Source organism: Halopiger djelfimassiliensis, assembly GCF_000455365.1.
GTDB classification, from domain to species: Archaea; Halobacteriota; Halobacteria; order Halobacteriales; family Natrialbaceae; genus Halopiger_B; species Halopiger_B djelfimassiliensis.
In genome coordinates this window covers 283,953-304,031 of the sequence record NZ_HG315686.1, presented here as the reverse complement: position 1 = coordinate 304,031, position 20,079 = coordinate 283,953, and the positions used below count along the sequence as shown (strand labels likewise).

The window sequence follows — 20,079 nt, the reverse complement described above, 5'->3', positions numbered from 1 at the left end:
CTGCGACAGTTCTGGAGACGATGACTTCCGGCGAGAACTATCACCCAGAGAGGCTTTCTAGTGGTGTGCGCGAGAAAAATAACCCCGTCGTCGGACGCAGCGAGAGCGAGAGGTGCCTCGAGAGCCGCGTTTCGAGGTCGGATCGACGGGCCGGGCTAGGCGTCGTCCTCGAGCCACGATCCGGCCCAGCACTCGATTTCGTCGAACACCGGCTCGAGCGATTCCCCTTTCTCCGAGAGGCTGTAGTAGGTAGCGATCGGGGAGTCCTCCTCGATCCGGCGCTCGACGAACCCCATCTCGCCGAGATCGTCCAGTACACGCGAGAGGGTTCGGGCGTTTGCCCCGGTCGAGCGCTTGAGTTCGTTGAACCGCTGTTCGCCGGAGAGGAGTTCGTGAAGCACTGCCAGTCGCCACTGTGAGCCGATCTGCTCGATGGACTTGATGACGGGACAGGCGTCGGAGTCCTCCTGTTGTGTCGGTGTCGTCGCCATTGGTCTCTATCCTCCCTACGAACTACACCGTTATAGCAGTTCGGAAGCGAACTAGCTAACACGACGTTAGCCGCTGACACGAATATACCGACTTGGGACCCGTCAGAGTCGACGACGGTCGCCGGCCGCTAGACTTTACTGGGGTGGCGTGCAGGCTCGAGCTAACGAATGGCGATACTCGAAGTGGCGAACCTCCGGAAGGAGTACGGAGGGTTTACCGCCGTCGAGGGCAGTACGTTCTCGATCGATCGCGGCGAAGTGTTCGGCGTCGTCGGCCCGAACGGCGCGGGAAAGACGACGACGCTGAAGATGCTCGCCGGACTCGTCGAGCCGACCGACGGGACCGCGGTCGTCGCCGGCCACACTCCCGGCGAGCCGGCGATGCAACGACGACTCGGGTTTCTCCCCGAGGAATCTCCGCTGTACGAGGACATGACCGCCACTGACTACCTCGAGTTCTTCGCCGACCTCTACGACGTTCCCGACGACGTTGCACGCGAGCGGATCACTCGCTCGCTCGACCGGTTGGACCTCGAACACCGCGACCGGCGGATCGGCAACATGTCGAAGGGAATGAAACGCAAGGTCGCGATCGCGCGAGCACTGGTGAACGATCCCGATGTGCTCATCTTCGACGAGCCGGCGTCGGGACTCGACCCGTTGACGACGAACTACATCATCGAGTTCACCCAGGAACTGAGCGACGAGGGGAAGACGATCGTCTTCAGCGCACACAACCTCTTTCACGTCGAGAGCATCTGTGACCGGGTCGCCGTGATGAACGACGGGCGCATCATCGCCCGCGGGACCCTCGAGGAGATCCGCGATGCACACGGCGGCACCGAGTATCACGTCGAGGCGACGGTCGACGCCAGCGACGCAGTCGTCGATGCGGGACGACCCGTCGAGGTCACCCACGAGGGCGACCGCGTCCGACACGCCGTCGAAGACCTGGCCGACGTCGAGACGATACGGGAAGCCGTCGAGGCGGCCGACGGCCGCGTGACCGACATCCAGACGAAGACGCCGAGTCTCGAGGATATCTTCCTCGAGATCGCGAGCGAGCCGGAGGCCGAAACGTGAGCGATGAGCCTTCCGCTCGACGGGTTCGTGATGACGACCGCGACGACGCCGGCGATGCCTCGCTCGGCGCGCGACTCCGTAAGGGGTGTCTGCGAACGACACGGATCGCGCGCTGGGAGATCTCCAGAAGCGCCGGCACCGTCGACAGGACGACGGCCATCGTCCTCGCGGTCATGCTCCTTGCGGTCGGCACCGTCGGATACACGGTCATCGACGACGGTCCCGGCCTCGACGACGGGATCTACGTCATCGGCGTCGACGAGGACAGCCCGTACCACGACGTCGCCGAAGCGAGCGACCGGTTCAGGCCGCTTTCGCTCGAGGATGTCGAGTTCGACGAACGCGGAGCCGACGCGAACGTCGACGTGGTGATCACCGCGGACGGCGAGATCGGATACGTCGGCGAGAACGGCAAGCCGGCCTACGACGCGTTCCGCGACGCGGTCGAATCGTACAACGAGCAGCTGATGGCACACGAAGCGGACGAGGCGGCCGCGTATCCGGTTCTCGTCACCCTCGAGTATCAGGAACGAACCCCGGCCAACGACCCCGAGGGAGCGGGAACGACCGACGACGACGGTGCTGCCGACGGGAGTACCGGTGGGAAAGACGGCGACGGCGAATCGGCGACCGACGCCGCCGATGGAAACGGCGAGCCGGCCGGTGGTGGGGCGGATGGCGGCGGCGAGGACGGCGAGTTGCAGGTCCCCAACGTCGGCGGTGGGTCGCTCGACGACGGGTCTGGTCCCGGATCGCCGAGTTCGCTCTCGCCGCCGTTTCCGTTCCGGTCGCTCGTGCTCGCGTTCCTGTTCGTCGTTCCGATGAACGTCGTTATCCAGGCCTACGGGAGTACGATCATGAACGAACGGATCAAGCGCCGCGGCGAGTTGCTGCTTGTCTCGCCCGCTTCGCGTCACGAGATCGTTGCCGGAAAGACGCTCCCGTACCTGTTCGGTCTCGTCGGCGTCGTCGTCGGGACCGCGGTCGCAATCGACGGCGGGCCGCTCTCGGTCGCGGCGGCGGTTCCGATCGCGCTGCTGTTTCTCGCGGCGACGTTCGCCGGTGCGATGCTCGCCCGGTCGTTCAAGGAACTCACCTTCGTCACGGTCACGATCAGCGTCTTCCTGACGACCTACACGTTCATCCCGGCGATCTTCACGGAGGTGAATCCGGTCGCCCTGATCTCGCCGCTTACGCTCGTGGTGATGGATCTGCAAGGCGAGTCGGTCCGGTTCGGGGAGTACCTCTTCTCGACCGGACCGTTCTATCTCAGCGCGGCCGTCCTCTTCCTGTTCGGCGTCGGACTCTACCGCGAGGAGGACATGTTCGCCCAGAAGCCGCTCCCGACGAAGGTGATCGACGCCGTCGCGAGTCGACTGCACGGGACCCGGAGCGTTCCCTTGCTGTCGATGCTTTTCATCCCGTTCGTCTTCGCCGGACAGTTGCTCGCGGTCGCGCTCCTGTTTGCCGTCCCCGAGGCGATCGCGTTGCCGATTATCGTCGTCATCGCGGCGGCCATCGAGGAGTTCGCCAAGAGCATCCACGTCTACGCCGGTATCGCCCGCTCGCGGTTTGATTCGTCGCTGCGGGCCGCCGCCGTCCTCGGCATCCTCTCGGGCATCGGCTTTTTCGTCGGGGAGAAGCTCACCCACGTCGTTCAGTTCGTGGGGCTTCCCGACCTGACCCTCGGTGCCGCGGCGTTCGGCCCGCGGCTCTCGGGCGATCCGCTCGTCGTGCTCGCGGTTGTTCTCGCGCCGCTTTGCTTGCACGTCGGCACGGCGAGCATCTCGGCAGTCGGTGCGAGCCGCGGACGAACGACGTACGCGCTCGCGTTCGTCGTGGCGACGCTGGTTCACGCCGGCTACAACCTCGGGGTGATCGCCCTTGTCGCGTGATGGCGGTCCGCGCACGCGAGCCGACGGGGGATCGTCCGATTCGACGCTGGGCGCACGCTGGGCGATCGCCCGGCGAGAGCTCCGGTCGCTGCGCTCCGAGAAGACGATCATCCTCGTGATCTCGATCCAACTGTTTATCGCCGCTTTCTCGTCGTTTCTCGTCGTTGGACTTGTCTCACTGTACGATCCCGGCGCGGTCGACGGCTACGAGACCGAGGTTGCGGTCACCGGCGACGACGCGGATCGGCTCCGGGCGGTCGCGAACCAGCGGGACGGCCTCAGCGCCCGCCACTACGACGACCGCGGCTCGGCCTATAGCGCGTTCGAGGACAACCGGGTCGCCGCCGTCCTCGATGCGACCAGAGACGACGAGGACAGACTCATCGTCAGGGTCACTGCACCGGATGCGGGACTCGAGACGACCCTGCTCGTCGTCCAGCTACGGGACACGCTGGAGCACGTCGAGTACGTCGAACGAAAGGGGAACGCCGATCGGCTCGAGGAGACGCCGCTTTTCGTGCCGCCGGAGGTCGAGGCCAGCCCCTACGTTGGTTTCACATACACCGTTCTGGTGCCGCTGTTGCTGTTTCTTCCGGTGTTCATCAGCGGCTCGATCGTCGTCGATTCGCTGATCGAGGAGCGCCAGCGGGGCACCCTCGAGTTGCTCCGGGTCGCCCCGCTGTCTCTCGGGGAGATCGTCGAGTCCAAACTCCTCGCGACGGCGGCGTTAGCACCGTTACAGGCGATCGCCTGGCTCGGCTTGCTCGTGGCCAACGGAACCGCGATCGCGTCGCCGACGGCACTGATCGTCCTGGTGGCCGCCCTCTCGCTGCTCGTCGTCGGGATCGGAGTGGCCGTCTCGCTGTACGCCCCGGACCGACGGCAGGCGCAGTTGCTCTACTCGATCGGGATCGTCGGCGCGCTGGTCGTCGCGAGCGTGCTCCCCGAGCACCCGGCAAACACCGTCGCGAAGTTCGCGGTCGGCAACCCGACCGTGATCTCCTGGCTGTCGCTTGTCGCGTACTGTCTCGTCGGCGTCGGCGCGTTCGCAGCGGTCAAAGCGGCCGTTTCGCGACTCGATCCCGACGCGCTGTGAGCCGCCGTCCGGCCGCTAGATTCAGGGCGATTATGTGTCTCGAGAGAGACAACCGTGCATAGTGACACGCGACACCACACGACGCGGCGCGCTGGCCGGCGTCCTGGCCGCGGGCGTCGGGGGACTCACGCTGTCGTCCGCCGGGGATCTCCTCGAGCGGTTCGCGCCGCTTTCGGGTTCGGCCTGGGACGCGGCCGATCGGTCGCTCTCGGGGACGGTTCCGAGCCCGTACGGCGAGGCGAGCGTTCGCTACGACGAGTACGGCGTGCCGACCGTCGGAGCCGACGACGAGGCGGCCGCGTACTTCGCCGTCGGCTACGTCCAGGCGTTCGACCGGCTCTTCCAGCTCGACCTCCAGCGGCGGGTGATGCGCGGCCGGGTCTCCGAACTCGCCGGCGAAGCGACCGTCGAGGACGACGAGTTTCACGTCGCCATGGACTTCGCGGGGGCCGCCGAGGCGACCTGGGACCTCGTTTCCGACACTCCCGCGGGACCGCTGGTCGAGGCCTACGCGGACGGCGTCACCGCGGCGATCGAGCGCGAGCAGCTTCCCCTCGAGTTCGAACTGCTGGGGTACGAACCCGAGCCGTGGACGCCGGTCGACTCGATGCTGATGGAAAAACAGATCGCGTGGGACCTGACCGGCGACTTCGGCGAGCTTCGCCGGGCGCTGATCGCGGACCGGCTCGGCGAGGATACCCTCGAGGCGCTGTATCCGGAGCGGATGGACCACGACGTGCCGATCCTCCGGGATTCGGTTCGCGGAGACGACACCGGCAAAGCGGTCGCAGGTACGGACGAGGGCGAGGATCGCGACGAAGTCGCCGCGGCCGCCCCGGTCGATCCGGAGCTGACGAACTGGCTGTCGCGGTTCGAGTCGCCGACCGGAACCGGTTCGAACAGCTGGGTGGTTTCGGGCGAGCACACCGACAGCGGGACGCCGATCGTCGCCTACGATCCACACCTCACGCTGCTGACGCCGCCGCTGTGGTACGAACAGGGCGTCGAGACGCCAGAGACGTCCGTTCGCGGGGCGACCTTTCCCGGCGTCCCGTTTATCATCACCGGCGCGAACGAGACCGGGACGTGGTCGTTCACGAACGTCGGCGCGGACGTCCTCGACTGTTATCGGTACGAGATCGACGACGCGGGCGAGCGATACCGGTACCGCGGCGAGTGGCGCGAGTTCGAGACCGAGGACCGCGAGATCGCCGTTGCGGACGGCGAGAACCGAACGGTCACCGTCAGGAAAACCGTCCACGGGCCGGTACTCGAACGCGAAGGGCGGACGGTCGGCGTCGCCTGGACCGGCCACACCGCCACCCGGACGACCGAAGCGATCTACGGGTTCGAACGAAGCGACGGGCTCGAGGCGTTCCTCGAGGCGACCCGGAAGTTCGACCTGCCGACGCAGAACCTCGTCTACGCGGACGACGACGGGCGGACGCTGTACTACGTGACGGGGAAGCTGCCGATCCGGACGATCGACGGCCAGCCGGTCTCGGGCAACCGAATTTTCGACGGCTCCGCGGGCGAGGGCGAGTGGGAGGGGTTTACGCCGTTCGATCGGTCCTCGTGGGACGGGTTCGTCCCCTTCGAGGAGAAACCGCACGCGATCGATCCCGACGTCCTCGCGACGGCGAACCAGCGCGTCGTCGACGATCCCGACCACTACGTCGGCGTCGGCTACTCGATGCCCTACCGCGGGGCGCGCATCTACGATCGGCTGGACGCTCGAGTCGAGTCGGACGCGCCCGCGGGGGCCGACTTCCATCGTGACCTCCAGACCGACACCTACGACGGTCGTGCCGAACAGTTGGTTCCCGACCTCCTCGATGCGATCGAAGCGTCCGCCGACGGCTCGGTGGCACTCGCGGACACAGCGGCGACGCTCGAGTCGTGGGAGTACCGGATGGACCGGGAGTCACGCGGAGCGTTGCTGTTTGCCCGCTGGATGGACTCGTTCCGCCGACGGATCGTCGAGCCCGAATTCGGGGACGCGGGACTGGACGAGTCGTACTATCCGAACGACTGGAACGTCGCGACGCTCCCGGCGGACAGCGACCTGTTCGGCGAGCGGTCGCGCGCGGAGACGATGGTCGCGGCGCTCGAGGACGCCCTCGACGAGATCGACGAGCAGGGCTGGGAAACCTACGGCGACTGGAACACGACGGGCGCGATCGAACACCCCTTCGGCGACCGGGCACCGTTTCTCGACTACGCGACGCAACCGGCGGACGGCTCGCGGGCGACGGTGAAAAACTACCGCGTCGACGACGCCATCGGCTCGAGTTGGCGCATGGTCGTCGAACCGGGCGGGGACGCGACGGCGATCCTTCCCGGCGGCAACTCGGGCGATTACTTCTCCGAGCACTACGACGACCAGTTCGAGCAGTGGCTCGAGGGCGAGCAAAAGCCGATGGTTCGACCGATCGCCGACGGCGACCCGGACGTCACGTTCGAGGAGGGGTCGTCGTGACCTCGAGCCCGCCCGATCGGACCGGCTCGGCCGACGTGATCGGGACAGCGCCGGCGTCCGTCCTCGAGCGCGTCAGAACGGAGCCCCGAACGCACGCCGCCGCGCTCGCGGTCGCCGTCTGCCTCGGACTGGTGCTCGCGTGGCTTCACTGGGTCGGACTCGTCGTCGCCGGCGCACTCGTCGGCCTCGTCTCGCCGGGCCTGCGGCGCGGAATCCTGACCGCACTGGGGTTTGGAGTGCTCGTCTTGATCGTCTTCGCGCTCTCGCTCGGCCGCTCTGCGTGGTTCGTCCTCGAGATGCGGCCGGTCGTCTTCGTTCCCGTCGCCAGCGCGATCGGCCTCCCGGTGTTCGGGTCGCTCGTCCGTGGCGCGGTCTGAGTCGCCGGTGAACCGGTCGCCGCCTCGAGACGGGACCGACGGCTCCCGCCGTGGGTCGGCAACGCGAAAAAACGGCGATGACGGATAAAAACGGCCGTGACGTCGGTGGACGCGTTCAGTCGCGGCTGAACACGCTCTTGATGCGCGAGACGATGCCACTCTCGTCGTTGCGCTTTGCGTCTCGGTCGTTGCGTTCGTCCGTCATACGTCAGTAGTGAATACCGACTCCGATTACTAAAAAATATCGGGCGGGGCCGTTTCGATTGCCGCTCCACGTACAGTTTTTCCGCCGGCCCTCGTAGCCGTCGCCATGGAGTATACGACCCTCGGCGGGACGGGACTCGAGGTCAGCCGGCTCTGTCTCGGCTGTATGAGCTTCGGCTCGAGCGACTGGCGCGAGTGGGTCTTGGAGGAGGAGGAAAGCACGGAGATCATCGAGCGGGCGATCGACCTCGGAATCAACTTCTTCGATACGGCGAACATGTACTCGAAGGGCGAATCCGAGCGCATCCTCGGCGAGGCCCTGGAAGGACACCGCGAGGAGTCGGTCGTCGCGACGAAGGGATACTTCCGGATGCGCGAGGACGACCCCAACTCGGGCGGACTCTCCCGGAAAGCGATCGAACAGGAACTCGCGGCCAGCCGCGAGCGGCTGGGCATGGACACCGTCGATCTCTACCAGATCCACCGCTGGGACGACGACACGCCGATCGAGACGACCCTACGCGCGTTAGACGACGCCGTTCGCCGGGGACACGTCCGGTACATCGGGGCCTCGTCGATGTGGACCTACCAGTTCGCCGAGTCGCTGTACACGAGCGACCGACTGGGGCTCGAGCGGTTCGCCACGATGCAAAACCACTACAACCTCGTCTACCGGGAGGAGGAACGCGAGATGCTCCCCTTCTGCGAAAAGGAAGACATCGGCGTGTTGCCGTGGTCGCCGCTGGCCCGCGGCTATCTAACGCGCCCACACGAGGAAATCGACGCGACGGCCCGCGGCGAGACCGAGGAGTACCTGTACGAACATCCCTATCGGGAAGGCGGCGGGCGGGAGATCAACGAGCGCGTCGCGGAACTGGCCGCAGAGAAGGGCGTGACGATGGCCCAGATCGCCCTCTCGTGGCTGCTCCACAAGGACTGGGTCGACGCGCCGATCATCGGGACGACCAGCGTCGACCACCTCGAGCAGGCCGTCGAGGCGCTCGATATCTCCCTGTCGGCGTCAGATATCGCGTATCTCGAGGAACCGTACGAACCGGTTACAGTGTCGGGGCACTCCTGAGCGCCGAAACACCGGCGGGGACGACGGATCGGTCATCGACGAACCGGCCGTCCGAACCGTCCCCCGATCTCGGACGCTAACGCTCGGTCTTCGTCGGGGCTGAAAGGCTTTACTTCGGGGACCGTGTACCGGCATCGATGGCATCCACCGACGTGGAACTCGCGGTCTACCGCTGCGAGTCGTGTGGCGACTACCGGCTGGGAACCGCAGTGATGACGTGCTGTGGCGACGCGATGGCGGAAGTCGATGACGACGACGTTCCGGTCGGGTCCCCGGATGAAGCGAAACTCATGCAAACCGTCTTCGATATCTCCGAGACCGAACTCGAGGTCTGTCGGTGTCTGATGGCCGAACCGGAGATCACGATCAAGGAACTCACGGAGATGGTCGACCGCGATCGGAGCGTCGTCACCAGACACCTCACTCACCTCGTCGATCTCGGACTCGTCGAGAAACGGTCGCGGGTCCTCTCCGACGGCGGGCGCGTCAACGTCTACTCGCACCGGTCGGTGGACGCGGTCCGTCGACAGTTCAAGCTCGGACTCTACACGTGGATGATCGACGCCGTCGACGTGATCGACGATCTCAGCGAAGAGAAGATCGCGCTGCTGGTCGACGGCGAGGACACCGAGACGAACCCCGGTCAGGTCATCGTCGATCGGGACGGCAGCTCCTGATGTCGCGCCGGCCCGGCGGTCGGTCTCGGAATCGGTTACGGCGTTCTGCTGGCGGTCGTCGTGATCCTGCTCCGGTTCTCGCCAGTCGGCTCTGCCGGCACGGTTCCCCAGCGTCCGGGATTCCACGGCTCGAAGCCCCGTGGGAGTGTCAATTCTCGGAGAGCGTGATCGGCTCGCCGAGCCGGATTCCCATCGGTGCCGGTCCGGGCGTCTCGTTGCCTTGCAGATAGCCGAGATAGAGGGCGGTGTTGAGGATCCCGATGTGACTGAACGCCTGCGGGTAGTTTCCGAGGTGTGCACCGGTCTCCGGGTCTATTTCTTCCGCGACAAGTCCCAGCGGATTCAGGCGCTGCAGGAGCGATTCGAATCGGGACCGCGCATCTTCGACGCGCCCGGAGAGTGCGAGCGCATCGACGAGCCAGCACGAACAGAGGACGAACGCACCCTCTTCGCCCGGAAGGCCGTCGTCACCGTCGTATCGGGACACGAAAACGTCGTCCTCGACTAACGTTTCCTCGATCGCCCCGATCGTCCCCTGAACGCGCTCATCGTCGAAGGGAAGAAAGCCGACGATCGGGAGCAATAGCCCCGTCGCGTCCAACGTGTCGGTTCCGTAGGACTGTACAAATGCGCCGACAGCATCGTTGTAGCCGTTCTCGAGGACGTCCGATCGGATCATCTCGCGGGTTTCCCGCCACGCCTCGAGCGGCGCGTCGTGGGCTCCGTCGGTCGCGATCGCGATGCCGCGATCGAGGGCGACCCAACACATCACTTTCGAATAGACGAAGTGTTCGTTCTCGCCGCGGACCTCCCAGATGCCCGCGTCCGGTTCGTCCCAGATCTCACGAACGTAGTCGACGATATCACGGACTCGCTTCCACTCCTCGTCATCCAGTTCCCGCCCGCGGTGGTGTATCTCGTCGACGGCCAACAGGAGTTCCCCGTAAATATCGTGCTGTCGCTGCTCCGCCGCTTCGTTTCCGATTCGGACCGGTCGTGAGCCACGATACCCCTCGAAATGATCGAGTTCTCGTTCCTCGAGGTCGGGCTCGCCGTGAAGGCTATATAGCGGCTTGATCGCTTCCGGCTCAGCGGCCTGGCAGAGATCCATGAACCAATCGAAGTAATCGCTCGCCTCCTCGGTGGTCCCGAGGTTCATCAGCGCCTGCACAGTGAACCCGGCGTCTCGAAGCCAGTTGAACCGATAATCCCAGTTCCGGACGCCGCCGATGGTCTCGGGCAACGAGGTGGTCGGTGCGGCCGCGATCGCTCCAGATTCGGCGTGGGTGAGGAGCTTGAGAACGAGTTCTGAGCGGACGACGTGCTCGTGCCAGGGACCCTCGAAGGCACAGTCGTCTTCCGGACCACAGCTGTGTGCCCAGTCGGACCAGTACGCAAGCGTCTCTTCTAACGCGGCATCCGGTTCCGTGTTCGCGTCCTCCGCACCCGTACACCGGAGCAGGAACCACTCGGTTTCTCCCGCCTCGAGCGGTAGTTCGCCGGTGAGGCGCTCGTCGTCGATTTCGAGGATGATCGGACTCTCGAGCAGCGTCCGTTCGTCCTTTCCTTCGGCGAGAATCCCCCGCTCCGTGTATTCGATCGCCGTCTCCGCACGCCCGTAATCGAACCGCGGGTCGAGTTCGACTTCGAGGTCGACGGAGCCGTCCGTACAGGACAGCTTGCGGTAGAGGACTTTCTTCGGGTGGGTAGTTCGACCGGCCGGCGGAAGGAAGTCAATCATCGTTACCGTTCCACCGTCGGTGTCGAAGGTCGTCTCGAGGACGTTCGTGTCGTCGACGTACCGCCGCTCGGTTTCGAACGGGTCGGTCGGGGTGATCCGGAACTGTCCGCCGCGTTTGGCGTCGAGGATCGCCGCGAGGATGCTCGGGGACTCGAGATGGGGGAACGGGAACCAGTCGACCGAGCCGTCCGGCGCGACGAGCGCGCACGTCTCGAGGTTGCCGACGATGCCGTAGGCTTCGATCGGCGGATACGTGTCGGATTCAGTCACCGATATCACCCGCCCCGCGAACGGAGGCGGCCAACGGGGAGCATCCCCAAGGAGAGGAGAGACACATACTGCACTATTCGGGGACTAGCAGGAAAAAAGCGGAGCACGCAACGACCAAATACTAGCGGTACTCATTCTTGAAAACTATCGTAGCCCGAACGTTCACAGGCCTCACTATCGCAAATTATCGGAGGATGGACGACGTTCCAAAACTCGTCTACGACGACGACTGTCACTTCTGTACGTGGTCCGCGACGTTCGCCGTTCGCCGGGGGAACATCCAGCCGATCAGGCTTTCAGAAGTCCAAGAGGGTCACTCACGACTCGGTGACTTCGAACGGGCGCACCTTCCGGACGACTTCGAGGAGTGCGCGCAGTTGATCACCGAGAATGCGGTGTACTCGTGCGGTGCCGCGACCGAAGAATCGCTCGTCATCGCCGGCGTGCTTCCCAGACGCCTGATCGAATTCCTGCGACGGTTCAAGACGTACGGATGGCTACGCGAGAAAACGTATCACACGCTTTCAAACAACCGTGATATCGTCTCGAACGTACTCAGCAGGGATCCGCCGGTCAGCGATCACGTCTCCGAGGACGACGTCGTCCCCGAACAGGCGTCCAGATAACGCAGAGTTGCTATCGATGAGCGAATCTACCGAACCGGAAACCGTGATCATCACGGGGGCATCGGCGGGTATCGGACGGGCGACTGCACGAGCGTTCGGCGAACGAGGGGCGAAGGTCGGACTGCTTGCACGAGGCGAAGACGGACTTGAAGAAGCCAAGCGAGAGATCGAGAGGTCCGGCGGCGAGGCCGTGACGGTTCCGACCGATGTCGCGGAGATGTCGCAGGTCGAGAACGCCGCTGAGATCGTCACAGCGGAGTTCGGCCCGATCGACGTCTGGGTCAACTGTGCGATGACGACGGTATTCTCGGAGGTGAAAGAGATGGACGCCGACGAGTACCGTCGCGTGACCGAGGTGACGTACCTCGGCTATGTCCACGGAACGATGGCTGCGCTCGAGCGAATGCGTCCGCGGGACGAGGGGACGATCGTTCAGGTCGGATCGGCACTCGCCTACCGGGGAATCCCGCTGCAATCCGCCTACTGCGCGTCGAAGCACGCTATCAAGGGATTCACGGAGTCGCTGCGCACGGAACTGATCCACGACGACAGCAATATCGACGTAACCATGGTGCATCTTCCGGGAATGAATACGACACAGTTTACGTGGGTCGAAAATCGGCTGCCGAAGAAACCCCAACCCGTTCCGCCGATCTACCAGCCGGAAGTGGCCGCCGATGCCATCATCTGGGCCACACACCACAACCGGCGTGAACTCTACGTGGGCAAACCGACGCTCAAAACGATTCTCGGCGAAAAGCTCGTCCCGTGGTATCTCGACCGCGCCCTAGCGAAGGAAGGCTATGCCGGCCAACTGACGGACGAACCCGCTGATCCGGACAGTGAGTCCAACCTCTGGGAACCAGTGAGCGGCGATCACGGGGCCCACGGGCCGTTCGACGAGCGGGCGACACAGCGGAGCTATCAGCTGTGGGTGACGACACACCGGAAGGAAGTGGCTCTTCTCGGCGTCGGCTGCTTGCTCGCGGGTGCGAATCTTCTGTGGAATGCTATTCAGTCGAGAAGGGCGAACCCGAAGCGGTGACCGCGATCTACCGCCGGATGATGCGTCTCAGCTAGGTACCTCGCCTGAAACCACTTTCGTACCCCGTGACCGTTGATACCTGTTTGAGAGTTCGTCCCGGATGCTCGGATTCGCGTGACTTCCCTCCCGTCCAGCGAGAACTGTCCGCTCTCGATCTGGATCGCGTCGAGTACTCTTTGACCGATCTCGGAGAATCAGGTCTCGACTTCGATCGAGCCGCGCATCGAGTCTGGATGAACCTGGCAGTAATACTCGGTCATCTCTTCGGTGGCGGTGAACGTGACCGTCTGCGTGGCCCCCTCCTCGCCGACGAGGTCGGACGCCTGAAGGTCCGCTCCGCTTTCGTCCGCGATCGCGAAATTATGCTGGAGGCCGTCGGCGTTCTCCCAGAACAGAGTGTACTCGGTATCCGCCTCGAGTTCCAGCGTCGGATTCTCCTCGTCCGCGATCGCGTCGGGAGCCGCGCCCTGCCAGCCCGGTGCTTCGCCCAACAGACGGAAGTCAGCATCCACGTTCGCCGATCCGTCGCCGTCCTCGGCTTCGGCTTCCGCCTCTTCTTGCCCGGGGAACTCCCACTCGTCGAACGGTCCGTCGACGATCTCGTCTTGTTCCCACATCGCGTGGATGAACGGCTGGGTCTCGCCGTTCGGCAGCTCCATCGCGGTCGGAACCGGATCGTAGACGGGACCCTCGTCGGTCGGCCGGATCGGCAACACCACGCCGTGGGTGTGGTGGATCTGCCCTGCGATCGTCTCGTCGGGCGCGAGCGGGAGTTCCTCGTCGATCGCGAGCCGATAGCGCTCGTCGCGGACGGTCTGCGTCGTCATGAAGTGGATGACCCGGAAGCCGTCCTCGGTGGCCTGCTCGCCGTTGACGATCACGTCACCGACGCCCCAGCAGGCGGCGTAATCGTATAGCTGGGCCATCAACGGCGAGCCGGTCCCGGTCTGTCCGTGGTGCCAGGCACCGACGCGGACGCCACCGCCGGTCTCGTAGCCGGGGATCGGCGGCTTGACGACGTGATCGAAGTCGAGTTCGTACTCGTTGCCCGCCGGATCGGTGAACTGCGTCTCGAGGTCGACCTCGTCGGCCGTGTCTCCCGGTTCGCCGGGCGTGTCGTACGGCTGGCGGTCCCGATAGGTGATCTCGAACGAGCCACTCGTGACCTCGGCCTCGTCGCTGTAGAGGTTCGGTTCGACGAATTTCTGTTCGGCGACTCCGGCGTCCTCATCGTCCTCGATCGGTTCGCGTGCTTCCTCCGGCGCGGCCACGAGCAGCGGGAGATCCTCGAGCAACTGGGGAATCGCGTCGCTGAGCGGCCCGGGAAGCTCTTTCGCCTGTTCGATGCGGGACTCGAGCAGGTCGTTTCCGAACCGCGGGTTCTCCGCCGTACCGAACACTTGCGGGCTTAACCGCCGTTCCCCGGGGAGCACCCAGTAGAAGGCGTTTTCGGGCTCCTGTCGCACCGTGACGTCGCGTCCCGAGTCGGGTGTGTCACCGTTGGCTTCCTGATCGTCCTGAAGGAATCCGTTCGGTTTCGCGCCGACGCGACCCACGAGCGCTCCGACTGTCGTCGCGCCGCCGGCCGCCAGCAGTGACCGCCGTCCGAATCGGGAAGTCGATCCACTGTTATGCGTCATTTGTTACCACACGTACTGATGGGCCGATTCGGGAGAATAACCGGGCGATCGTTGTGGCACGACAAACCCTCATTCCCGTAACGTTTTAGTAGCGGCTTCCGCTCGACTCGCGCACAGCCTCGACTCTCTTTCGCATTACCGCTTCCTAATCCGGCTTTATCGCGTCAGAAATCGCCGCTAGCAGTCAGTATACTGGTTTCGGCCCGGGGACAGACGCGTTCCACTTCCGTTCGAGACCGTCGTGCAACCCCCGAGCGGGTCGACAGGACCGCTGTCGATCGAATGCGGCCTCGAGCGGGGGCCATCGATGCCGAGAGCAAGGCCGCGACCGGCTCGGTGAGCCGGTATACTGGACCCCTCGAGTCGAATACTGCCTGACCGACGAGGGCGACGAACTCCGAACGCGTCCCGAGTCTCGCCTGAATAGGCCACGACGCGGACTGACTGAACGGGATCGGGGTCACCGGTCGATCGGGCGACCTGGGACCCAATGCGATCGACGCGACGGAAGCACACGACGGCAGTGTCTCAGTTCGGCGGTTCGACTCCCAGTTCCGGACACGGAACTCTCGTCGGGGTCTCAGAACGTGATGATCTCGTAGTCGTCGTTGACCAGCGACCGGATGCTGGGGTGGCCCTCGTTCTCGTCGATGCGGACGAGTCCCTGATCCTCGACGGTGTCGTCGACGCCGAACGAGCCGGCACAGTAGTCACAGACGGCCGCTTCGTCCTGCACCGACGTGTAGAGGTCGTGGTAGTCGTGGGCCTCGTCCTCGAGTTCCTCGACCCACTGCGTGCCGGCGCCGTCGAAGATCAGTTCGAGGTCGTCCTCGTCGTTCTCGACGAACTCCTTGGCGGCTTCGAGTCCGTTGACCATTCGAGCGGTATCCGACTGTGATTCGGTGCCCGCGAGAATAACGATGGCTGTGTTTACCATTGCACATGGATTCACTGGACGCTCGTATAAAACCGAACGGCCAACGTGTGCGTGCCGTGCACCACCGACGCCGTCATCGAGAAAGGTGGTGCGAGGTTGGCGGCGATCGTTTCCCCGCGACTGTCAGTGGTCGTGCCCGCCGCGGGTAAAACTCCCGGCGAAGGCTCGCTGGACGACTTCCGAGAGGGCCGGATGGATGTGAACCGACTCGCGGATATCCCGCACCGTGCCGGAACCGGCCGTCATCGCGACGACGACCTCTTCGATCAGGTTCGACGCCTCCGGGCCGACGATGTGACAGCCCAGGATATCCCCCTCGAGGGAGATCAGGGGCTTGACGAATCCGTCGGCTTTCATCGCCGAACCGCGGGCGGTCTCCTCGTATCGGTACGTTCGCTTGGCGTAATCGCGATCCGCCGCTTGCAGTTCCGATTCGGTCGCGCCGACGCCGGCCACCTCGGGCGAGGAGAAGACGGCGACGGGCATCGCGCTGTAGTCGACCGGTTGCAGTTCGTCGCCGAAGAGATTGCGCACGACGGCCTGAGCCTCGTGGTTGGCATTGTGCTTGAGCAGGTACTCGCCGACGATATCCCCCAGCGCCCAGACATCGTCGGCGCTGGTTCGCAGGTATTCGTCGGTCTCGATGAACCCCAGTTCGTCGGTCTCGATCCCCGCTGCACTCACGTTCAGCGTGTCGGTGTTCGGAACCCGTCCCGTCGCGACGAGTAGTTCGTCCCCGGTAACGGAGATCGGATCGGATTCGGCCGCCTGATACGGTCGCGCGTCGACGGTCACCTCGCCGTCCGACTCGGAGACCGCCGTCGCCTCGTAGCCCGTGGACACGTCGTATCGGTCGGCTACTCGCTCGGTAAACTCCACAGCGGCCTCCTCGTCGGCGTCGGGCAACAGGTGTGGCCGCCGTCCAATAATCGAGACGTCGCTGCCGAACGCCCCGAAGAAGTGTCCCAGTTCCGCCGCGATGTAGCCGCCGCCGACGATAACGAGGTGACCCGGCCGCTCCTCGAGCCGGAGCGCCTCCCTGCTCGTCAGGTAGTCGACATCCCCGATGCCGTCGATCGGCGGCACGCCGGGTCGGGTCCCGGCGGCGACGAGGACCGTCTCCCCGGTGAGACGCTCACCGTCGTGATCGCCACCCGAGAGTTCGACGGTCCGGTCGTCGACGAACGTCCCCTCCGCTTGGTAGAGGTCGCGGTTCGAGGCGGACTCGAGGCCGCGACGGATCGATTCGGAGCTCTCGGTCACGTCCTCGGTGACCTCTCGGACGATTTCGGCGAAGGCAACGTCGGTTACCGACGCGTCGATGCCGAACTCCTCGGCGCGCTCGACCGTCTCGAGGACCTCAGCGCGGTACAGCAACTGCTTCGAAGGAATACAGCCGCGGTTGAGACAGGTTCCGCCGAGGCGTCCCTTCTCGACGACGGCGACTGACTGGCCGCGCTGTGCGGCCGCGTTCGCGACGTCCAGTCCTGACCCTGACCCGACGACCACGAAGTCGTATTCCTCCATGGCCCGACCTGAGACCCCGACCGTAATGAAGGGCGGGCCGAAATGCACGGAGCATACACACGCACTTCAACCGAACGAGCGTGTGTCGTGCTGATACCGTATCGATGGTCCCCCCGCCGGATTTGGCACGACCATCCGTCCAGCCGCCATCGGACGCTACGTTGTACCACTGGCCTCAATGGTTTCGGTCGGGATGCGTTCCACCCGACTCCGTAGCTGCTCGTCGCGCCGCGAGCGAAAAAGCGTCTCAGTCGATCGCCGTGCGGACCGCCCACGTGTCCGAGTTGGTTCAGGGTTCTCGCAACTCTTGGCAGAGCAGGAGATAGCAGCGCGATTTCGTTATTTGGCGTTGAGTACCGTTCAATACCTAGACGTAATTTCAAATATTGGCTGATATTTCAGTGGACGGTCCCACCGAGTTATGGTAGCAACGCGACATCCCTTGTCGAGGTGATCCGGATGACAGACGAGCACCCGACCCGTCGAACCGCCCTCAAAGCGCTGGGTATCGGCGTCGCTGGAACCGCAGGAACCGGTATTGCGTCGGCTGGTATGCAGGACGATGGACCCGACGAGTTTCAGGACCGTGACTCGGCTGCACTGTACGCGGCTGACCTCGTCCCACAGGAGAGCGTACCGACCGACGCGCGCGGGTTTGCGGTCTTTCAGCGACGAGCGGAGGCGTTGAAGTTCGTCGTTACCGTTGTCGAGATCGAAAACGTATTCCAGGCCCACATTCACGAGGACGAACCGCTCGGCCCGATCGCCGTCTGGCTCCATGACTTCGCGACACAGGACCAGCAGCTCCTCGAGGGCGAGTTCTCGGGCCTGCTGGACGTCGGTACGATTACCGACGACACCATCGCCACCGGGCGAGCTTCGGAGGCCGAATCGGAGACCGTCGAAGACCTGTTCGCCAAGATCGAAGCCGGCGAAGCGTTCGTCAACGTTCATACTGAGGCGAATCCCGGCGGCGAGATCGCCGGCCGAATCGAGCCGCTTACTGATCCTCGATCCCTCTGTGAAGTCTTTCAGTAGGGGGATTCGGCGTTCTCGAGTCGTCGAGCACGTTTCAGCTATTTTCAATACGATCGTGCGATCACAGTCGCACAGCGCGGAAACCCACCCCTTGAGGGGTGGGAGAAGCGCGTACGCTCCGTACAACGAGCCACCGACGATGGCCCACCCGACTCCCAAACGCAGTCCTGTCGATGCTCTCATGGTGCCCGTAATTCTGGCTCGAGTATCCGTTCGCTCTCCTGTTCCGTCGACTCCGGGAGGGGAGAGGGCTATTGGCGGTCGACGGAAATCGATTCGTGTGCAGGCTGTGCTGGTCTAAGAAACCGGAGTTTCAGCCGAACCTTGTGGAACGGTCGTTAGCGGTTGTCGTGTGGGTTTTCGATCCCTTCGCTGAGCGGGAGATCGAAGTACGTCATCTCGTCGACGTCGTGGATCGATCCGTCTGCGATCCGTTCGAACGTGGCCATGATCCCTTCGACGGTTACCTTCACCATCGTCCCGCGGGCCTTGTGTCCGCGGCTGTCACTCTGATGTGAGACTTCATAGAGCGCCCCCGCAGCGTCGGTCTGCGGGCAGAGCGAGTCGAGGTACGATCCCCAGAGGGGACCGTAGCCGTACCGCGTGATCGTATTGAATCGGCCCCGACCGAATTGCTCCATCTGATCGGCAACCAACCCGCTAAGCTGCAGGGAGCGCGTCTGTGTGTCGACGGACAGGAACGGATTCCCCTCCCCAACGTACGATCGATAGTCAACGCCATCGAGCCCAGCGTACGTCGGTCCGAACGGAGCCATCACGCTCATGATCGACTGCCATTCGGGGCCGCCCTGGGCAGCCGACTCTGGATCGATGGTCGCGTTCTGGTGATGGTGCGTGATCGCCCAGTCGGGGTCGGCTTCGAGGAAGGACTTCGTTACCGCCTGCGTCTCCGGATTGATGTTCAGACCGACGTTCCAGAGCTCATCGTAGGGCATCCCGTCCTCGGGCTCGAGCGGCACCTCATCGACGGGCATATTCAGCGCAGCGAGGTTTGCTTCCTCATCGCGGACCGACCACCACTCTTCCGGTTCGTCGAACGGCGTGTAGTCTGGGTCGATACTGAAGCTCCGGTTCAGATCGTATCCGGGGACCTCCAAACCGTGCCCGTAGGAGTTGGCATTGATATACCGCGAATCCCCCTCGGTCCACTCCGTCGTGTTCTGGCGTCGCTGCCGGAGTTCGCCATCCGTTCCGACTCCGTCATCGCCGACGAAGTTCGCGCCGTCGGGATTCACCCGCGGGATGATCGTGATCGTTAGGTTATCCAGAATCGTTTCGATCGCTGGTGCAGAGCCGTTCGCGAGTGTCTGTAGGATTTTCACCATCGCCGCTGCACCAGTCGGCTCGTCGCCGTGAATCTGGTTGATAATGTGAACGTTCTCGTTCCCATCGCCGACAGTCACTTCCCAGATTGGATCACCACGTCCCGCGGACGCGCCGATTTGCTCGAGAGCGATACGGTCGCTACGCTTGTCGATTTGTTGGAGTCGCTTGCCGAGCTCGTCGTTGGTGAGATAGCCGTTGTAATTGATAGCCTGCTCGTTCGGTGCCCATGGACCGCCAGGTCGGTAGTGGTCCTCATCCTGCGCACCCACCGTCTTCGTGAGTCCGACTCCGCTTACCACAAGTCCGGTCTCGAGGAACCGTCGTCGGTTGAGCTTCATAGCCACCAGCTTCCTTCAGAGAAAAAGAAATGAACGTTACTAATGTTGTCGGACAGTAGTTGTATCCTGTTACAGGAGGAACAGCACAATGCCACGGCCTTCAGACCGTGGATACGTGCGTAAGCATGATTGGGCTGTATCCCGTAGACGCCAGTACCGGAGTTCCCACGTCGAGAAATGCGGTCTT

The 20,079-nt window shown here is 64.1% G+C and carries 16 protein-coding genes; 10 read left to right on the top strand and 6 right to left on the bottom strand.

From position 1 onward, the window contains the following. Window positions 1-155 precede the first annotated feature (155 nt). Window positions 156-491, bottom strand: a complete 336-nt coding sequence (locus TX80_RS12610) for a winged helix-turn-helix transcriptional regulator (RefSeq protein WP_049923482.1) — start codon at window positions 489-491, stop codon at window positions 156-158. Between the two features lie 168 nt (window positions 492-659). On the opposite strand from TX80_RS12610, the gene TX80_RS12605 reads away from it, so the two are divergent. From TX80_RS12605 to TX80_RS12575, 7 genes are all read left to right on the top strand, one after another. Continuing rightward, window positions 660-1,574 carry an ABC transporter ATP-binding protein gene (locus TX80_RS12605; RefSeq protein ID WP_049923481.1) on the top strand — a complete coding sequence of 305 codons (915 nt, stop codon included), beginning with the start codon at window positions 660-662 and terminating at the stop codon, window positions 1,572-1,574. Next, a complete protein-coding gene (locus TX80_RS12600) occupies window positions 1,571-3,469 on the top strand; it encodes an ABC transporter permease (RefSeq protein ID WP_049923480.1) in 1,899 nt (632 codons plus the stop codon). The genes TX80_RS12605 and TX80_RS12600 overlap by 4 nt, the downstream gene beginning before the upstream one ends. Beyond that, complete coding sequence (locus TX80_RS12595) at window positions 3,459-4,565, top strand: ABC transporter permease (protein ID WP_081661594.1); 1,107 nt, start codon at window positions 3,459-3,461, stop codon at window positions 4,563-4,565. The genes TX80_RS12600 and TX80_RS12595 overlap by 11 nt, the downstream gene beginning before the upstream one ends. Before the next feature lie 61 nt (window positions 4,566-4,626). Next, window positions 4,627-7,044 (top strand): penicillin acylase family protein, encoded by a 2,418-nt coding sequence (locus TX80_RS12590; RefSeq protein ID WP_049923479.1) that lies wholly within the window; start codon window positions 4,627-4,629, stop codon window positions 7,042-7,044. After that, window positions 7,041-7,421: a hypothetical protein gene (locus tag TX80_RS12585; protein ID WP_049923478.1), complete on the top strand. Its 381-nt coding sequence runs from the start codon at window positions 7,041-7,043 to the stop codon at window positions 7,419-7,421. The genes TX80_RS12590 and TX80_RS12585 overlap by 4 nt, the downstream gene beginning before the upstream one ends. A 310-nt stretch (window positions 7,422-7,731) precedes the next feature. After that, a complete protein-coding gene (locus TX80_RS12580; RefSeq protein ID WP_049923477.1) occupies window positions 7,732-8,706 on the top strand; it encodes an aldo/keto reductase in 975 nt (324 codons plus the stop codon). A 137-nt stretch (window positions 8,707-8,843) separates the two neighbouring features. After that, window positions 8,844-9,383 carry a MarR family transcriptional regulator gene (locus TX80_RS12575; RefSeq protein ID WP_049923476.1) on the top strand — a complete coding sequence of 180 codons (540 nt, stop codon included), beginning with the start codon at window positions 8,844-8,846 and terminating at the stop codon, window positions 9,381-9,383. Between the two features lie 148 nt (window positions 9,384-9,531). Here TX80_RS12575 and TX80_RS12570 read toward each other — a convergent pair whose 3' ends face one another. Further along, a complete protein-coding gene (locus tag TX80_RS12570) occupies window positions 9,532-11,394 on the bottom strand; it encodes a glycoside hydrolase family 15 protein (RefSeq protein ID WP_049923475.1) in 1,863 nt (620 codons plus the stop codon). Between the two features lie 194 nt (window positions 11,395-11,588). Between TX80_RS12570 and TX80_RS12565 the strand changes: the two genes are divergently transcribed. Continuing rightward, entirely contained in the window at window positions 11,589-12,020 is a 432-nt protein-coding gene (locus tag TX80_RS12565; RefSeq protein WP_049923474.1) for a DCC1-like thiol-disulfide oxidoreductase family protein, read from the top strand. 16 nt (window positions 12,021-12,036) lie between these two features. After that, window positions 12,037-13,065 carry an SDR family oxidoreductase gene (locus TX80_RS12560; protein WP_049923473.1) on the top strand — a complete coding sequence of 343 codons (1,029 nt, stop codon included), beginning with the start codon at window positions 12,037-12,039 and terminating at the stop codon, window positions 13,063-13,065. Window positions 13,066-13,259: 194 nt separating this feature from the next. Here the strand turns inward: TX80_RS12560 and TX80_RS12555 are convergent, their stop codons facing one another. From TX80_RS12555 to TX80_RS12545, 3 genes are all read right to left on the bottom strand, one after another. After that, entirely contained in the window at window positions 13,260-14,705 is a 1,446-nt protein-coding gene (locus TX80_RS12555; RefSeq protein WP_049923472.1) for a cupredoxin domain-containing protein, read from the bottom strand. Window positions 14,706-15,285: 580 nt separating this feature from the next. Next, on the bottom strand, window positions 15,286-15,642 hold the full coding sequence (locus TX80_RS12550) for a DsrE family protein (RefSeq protein ID WP_049923471.1): 357 nt from the start codon (window positions 15,640-15,642) through the stop codon (window positions 15,286-15,288). A gap of 123 nt (window positions 15,643-15,765) precedes the next feature. Continuing rightward, window positions 15,766-17,169: a dihydrolipoyl dehydrogenase gene (locus TX80_RS12545; protein WP_049923470.1), complete on the bottom strand. Its 1,404-nt coding sequence runs from the start codon at window positions 17,167-17,169 to the stop codon at window positions 15,766-15,768. A gap of 459 nt (window positions 17,170-17,628) precedes the next feature. Between TX80_RS12545 and TX80_RS12540 the strand changes: the two genes are divergently transcribed. After that, window positions 17,629-18,207, top strand: coding sequence for a CHRD domain-containing protein (locus TX80_RS12540; RefSeq protein ID WP_049923469.1), 579 nt, complete (start codon window positions 17,629-17,631; stop codon window positions 18,205-18,207). Between the two features lie 338 nt (window positions 18,208-18,545). Here the strand turns inward: TX80_RS12540 and TX80_RS12535 are convergent, their stop codons facing one another. Further along, the gene (locus tag TX80_RS12535) at window positions 18,546-19,892 is read right to left on the bottom strand and encodes a M14 family zinc carboxypeptidase (protein WP_049923468.1); all 1,347 of its coding nucleotides are present in this window, start codon (window positions 19,890-19,892) and stop codon (window positions 18,546-18,548) included. Between the last annotated feature and the right edge of the window lie 187 nt (window positions 19,893-20,079).

What these genes read in the sequence shown, in the direction of transcription:
- TX80_RS12580 (WP_049923477.1), top strand. Translation starts at nt 7,732, where the DNA reads ATGGAGTATACGACCCTCGGCGGGACGGGACTCGAGGTCAGCCGGCTC.
- TX80_RS12545 (WP_049923470.1), bottom strand. Translation starts at nt 17,169, where the DNA reads ATGGAGGAATACGACTTCGTGGTCGTCGGGTCAGGGTCAGGACTGGAC.
- TX80_RS12555 (WP_049923472.1), bottom strand. Translation starts at nt 14,705, where the DNA reads ATGACGCATAACAGTGGATCGACTTCCCGATTCGGACGGCGGTCACTG.
- TX80_RS12550 (WP_049923471.1), bottom strand. Translation starts at nt 15,642, where the DNA reads ATGGTAAACACAGCCATCGTTATTCTCGCGGGCACCGAATCACAGTCG.
- TX80_RS12575 (WP_049923476.1), top strand. Translation starts at nt 8,844, where the DNA reads ATGGCATCCACCGACGTGGAACTCGCGGTCTACCGCTGCGAGTCGTGT.
- TX80_RS12535 (WP_049923468.1), bottom strand. Translation starts at nt 19,892, where the DNA reads ATGAAGCTCAACCGACGACGGTTCCTCGAGACCGGACTTGTGGTAAGC.
- TX80_RS12540 (WP_049923469.1), top strand. Translation starts at nt 17,629, where the DNA reads ATGACAGACGAGCACCCGACCCGTCGAACCGCCCTCAAAGCGCTGGGT.
- TX80_RS12610 (WP_049923482.1), bottom strand. Translation starts at nt 491, where the DNA reads ATGGCGACGACACCGACACAACAGGAGGACTCCGACGCCTGTCCCGTC.
- TX80_RS12560 (WP_049923473.1), top strand. Translation starts at nt 12,037, where the DNA reads ATGAGCGAATCTACCGAACCGGAAACCGTGATCATCACGGGGGCATCG.
- TX80_RS12605 (WP_049923481.1), top strand. Translation starts at nt 660, where the DNA reads ATGGCGATACTCGAAGTGGCGAACCTCCGGAAGGAGTACGGAGGGTTT.
- TX80_RS12565 (WP_049923474.1), top strand. Translation starts at nt 11,589, where the DNA reads ATGGACGACGTTCCAAAACTCGTCTACGACGACGACTGTCACTTCTGT.